This window comes from Hydrogenophaga sp. 70-12 (genome assembly GCF_001897365.1).
In the GTDB taxonomy this organism is placed as follows: Bacteria; Pseudomonadota; Gammaproteobacteria; order Burkholderiales; family Burkholderiaceae_C; genus Hydrogenophaga; species Hydrogenophaga borbori.
Window position 1 is genome coordinate 1 of the sequence record NZ_MKSS01000244.1, and the last position, 3,101, is coordinate 3,101.

3 protein-coding genes are annotated in these 3,101 nt (G+C 72.7%); 2 read left to right on the forward strand and 1 reads right to left on the reverse strand.

What is annotated here, in order from left to right; genetic code table 11:
* Window positions 1-150 precede the first annotated feature (150 nt).
* Window positions 151-1,404 (reverse strand): NAD(P)/FAD-dependent oxidoreductase, encoded by a 1,254-nt coding sequence (locus BGO22_RS13895; protein WP_286851344.1) that lies wholly within the window; start codon window positions 1,402-1,404, stop codon window positions 151-153.
* Window positions 1,405-1,680: 276 nt separating this feature from the next.
* Here BGO22_RS13895 and BGO22_RS13900 point away from each other — a divergent pair, with 276 nt between their 5' ends.
* Complete coding sequence (locus BGO22_RS13900; protein ID WP_070401237.1) at window positions 1,681-2,415, forward strand: GntR family transcriptional regulator; 735 nt, start codon at window positions 1,681-1,683, stop codon at window positions 2,413-2,415.
* A 10-nt stretch (window positions 2,416-2,425) separates the two neighbouring features.
* Window positions 2,426-3,101, forward strand: a 676-nt coding sequence (locus tag BGO22_RS13905; protein ID WP_286851346.1) for a helix-turn-helix domain-containing protein, incomplete at its 3' end; no start/stop codon positions are given.

The window sequence follows — 3,101 nt, forward strand, 5'->3', positions numbered from 1 at the left end:
CAGGCCGATGCGCAGCGGCTCGGCGGCCTGCGCGGCCCCGAGCGCGCCCAGGGCGCCGAGGCCGGCCAGACCGAGTGCGGCGATGGCTTGTCGTTTGGTGAGGGTCATGGTGGGGCTCCGTGGGGAAGGGGAAAAGAGGCGAAAGGGGATTCAGGCCGCAGCGCCCAGCGCGGCCATCGCGGCCTTGAGGTCGCTGTCCGGGTCGGCCAGGACCTGGGGCGACAGGCGCGCGCCCGCCGCGATGAGCTGGCGGCTCAGCAGGTGTTCGCCCGGGCGGTTGACGCTGTGCGCGGCCGCGACCGCACCGTCTCGCAGGTAGAAAACGCTGAAGCGCCCGCTGTCGGGCTCGCCGCGCACCACGGCTTCGTCGTCGGCCCGGGCCACGCCGGCCATCTGGAACTTGAGGTCAAACTGGTCGCTCCAGAACCAGGGCACGGCGGTGTTGGGGCGGGGCTGGCCGACCAGCAGGCTGGCGGCGGCGCGCGCACCGTCGGTGGCGGCCTGGATGGACTCGTGCCGCACGCGCGGCGCGCCGGGCGCGGGCGCCACGGCGGCCACGTCGCCGGCCGCCAGCACGCCCTCGGCCGAGGTGCGGCCCAGCGGGTCGGTGACGATGCCGTTGTCCACCGTCAAGCCGGCGTCGCGCGCGAGCTCGCTGTTGGGCCAGACACCAATGCCCAGCACCACCAGATCGCAGTCGATGCGCTGGCCATCGGCCAGCGCGACGGCGGCCACGCGGCCGTTGGCGCCCAACAGGCCGCGCACGCCGCGCCCGGTCAGCACCCGCACGCCGCGCTGGCGGTGCGCGTCTTCCACGAAGGCCGCCATGCGCTCGGGCAGGCTGCGCGCCAGCAGGCGCGGCTGGGTCTCGACCACGCAGACCTCGGCGCCGCGCGCGCGCAGCGCGGCCGCCACCTCCAGGCCGATGAAGCCGCCGCCGATCACGCAGACCGAGCGCGCGGACGCGGCGGCCTCGGCCACGCGCAGCGCGTCGTCCAGGGTGCGCAAGGGCAGCACGCCGTCCAGCTCGGCGCCGGGCAGCGGCAGGGCGCGGGCGCGCGCGCCGGTGGTGAGCGCGAGCCAGCCGTGCTCGAGCACGCTGCCGTCGTCCAGCGTGAGGCGGCGCGCCGCCAGGTCCAGCGCGGCGACGCGGCGGCCCAGGCAGAGCCCGATGCGCTTCTGGGCGTAGAACTCGGGCGCGCGCAGCCAGAGCTGGTCCACCGTGGCCTTGCCGGTGAGCAGGCCTTTGGACAGTGGCGGGCGCTGGTAGGGCGGGTGGGGTTCATCGCCGACGATGAGGATGTCCTCCTCGAAACCCAGCTCGCGCGCGCTGCTGGCGAGCTGCAGTCCGGCGTAGGAGGCGCCGACGATGACCAGGGGCCGGGTCGTTGTGCTGCGGGTCATGGGCTCACTCCGGTTCGGGGGTATCGGGGCGCCGCATTGTATGCAAGTGAATTCATCAAACCAACACAGTCGGACAAACAGGCGACAAGCGAACGATGTAGATGGAGAAATAAAGGGTTAACCCGTATTTGATTGGCACCAATTTGGAGCAATCAACTGGCTTTCAAAATCAATTTCAACTCATTGCATGCAGCTTGCATGCCAACTCATCGCCGCGGCGTGCATTCGCGGCCGGCTCTCCTAGAATTCCCCGCCCGCATCCCCCTGTTCAACCGCATGGACTCCCAACAATCCCGCGTGCTGGTGCAGCTGCGCGACCTGATCCTCAAAGGCGAGTTCGTGCCGGGCGAGCGCCTGGCCGAGATCCCGCTGGCCGAGAAGCTCGGCGCCTCGCGCACGCCGGTGCGCCTGGCGCTGGCCAGCCTGGAGCACGAAGGCCTGATCGAGCCTTCGCCCACGGGGGGCTACCAAATGCGCCGCTTCACCTCGCAGCAGATCGCCGACGCGATCCGCGTGCGCGGCCTCATCGAGGGTTTCGCCGCCCGCCTGCTGGCCGAGGAAGGCGCACCGCGCCAACTGCTGCGCGAGCTGCACGAATGCCTGGAGCGCGGCGACCAGACGGTCAACAAGCCGACCATGGAGCTGGACGACTACACGGCCTACGTCGAGGCCAACGACCGCTTCCACCAACTCATCATGGACGGCTGCGGCAACTCGGTGCTGCGCCGGATCATGGACATGCTGGACGCCATGCCCTTCGCCTCGCCCAGCTCCATGCTGCCCATGCAATCGTCCATGGAAGAGGGCCAGCAATGGATGCGTCTGGCCCAGCGCACGCACCACGCCATGGTGCAGGCCATCGAGCGCGGCCAGGGCTCGCGCGCCCAGGCCCTCGGTGAAGAGCACGTGGAGATCGCGCGCATGAACCTCGACTACGCGCTGGAGCGACCCGAACTCGCCACACGGCTGATGCCCGGCATGCGGCTGGTGGCCACCAAGAACAAGGCCTGAGGACACCCCCATGGGCCGCACCGCCTCCGCCCGCGACCACCTGAGCGTGCGCGCCTACGGCGCCTCGCATGGCTGCCACGACCACGGGCATTTCCAGATCCTGGTCGGCCTGGAGGGCGCGCTCGAACTGGAGATCGCGGGCCGCGGGCAGCGCATCGCCGCGGGCGACGGCTGCATCGTGCCGCCGGGCGAGCGCCACGACTTCGAGGCGCGCCAGGGCGCGCGCTGCCTGGTGCTGGACAGCCACGCCAGCGACTGGGCCCTGGCCACGGCCAGGCCCACGGCCGCCACGCAGGCGCTCGCGCGCTACCTCGCCGAGGCCTGCGCGCGTGGCCTGCCCCGCGCCCAGGCCATGGGCCCCGCCCTGCTGCTGGAGAGCTGGCTGCCCGACGGCGCCGCGCCCCGGCGCGCGCGCCGCGCGATCGACTGGTCCGCGCTGGCCGACTGGGCGCGCACGCGCTGGGCGCACGAGGCCATCGAGGTGGCCGACCTGGCCGCGCGCGCGCACCTGAGCCCGGCGCAGTTCGCCGCCCGCTGCCGCGAGGAGCTGGGCCTGAGCACGCAGCGCTGGCTGCGCGGGCTGCAGCTCGAGCAGGCGCGCCGGCTGCGCGCCCAGGGCCTGCCCGTGGCCGAGGCCGCGCGGCGCAGCGGCTACCGCTCGCCCTCGGCGCTCACGGCGGCGCTGC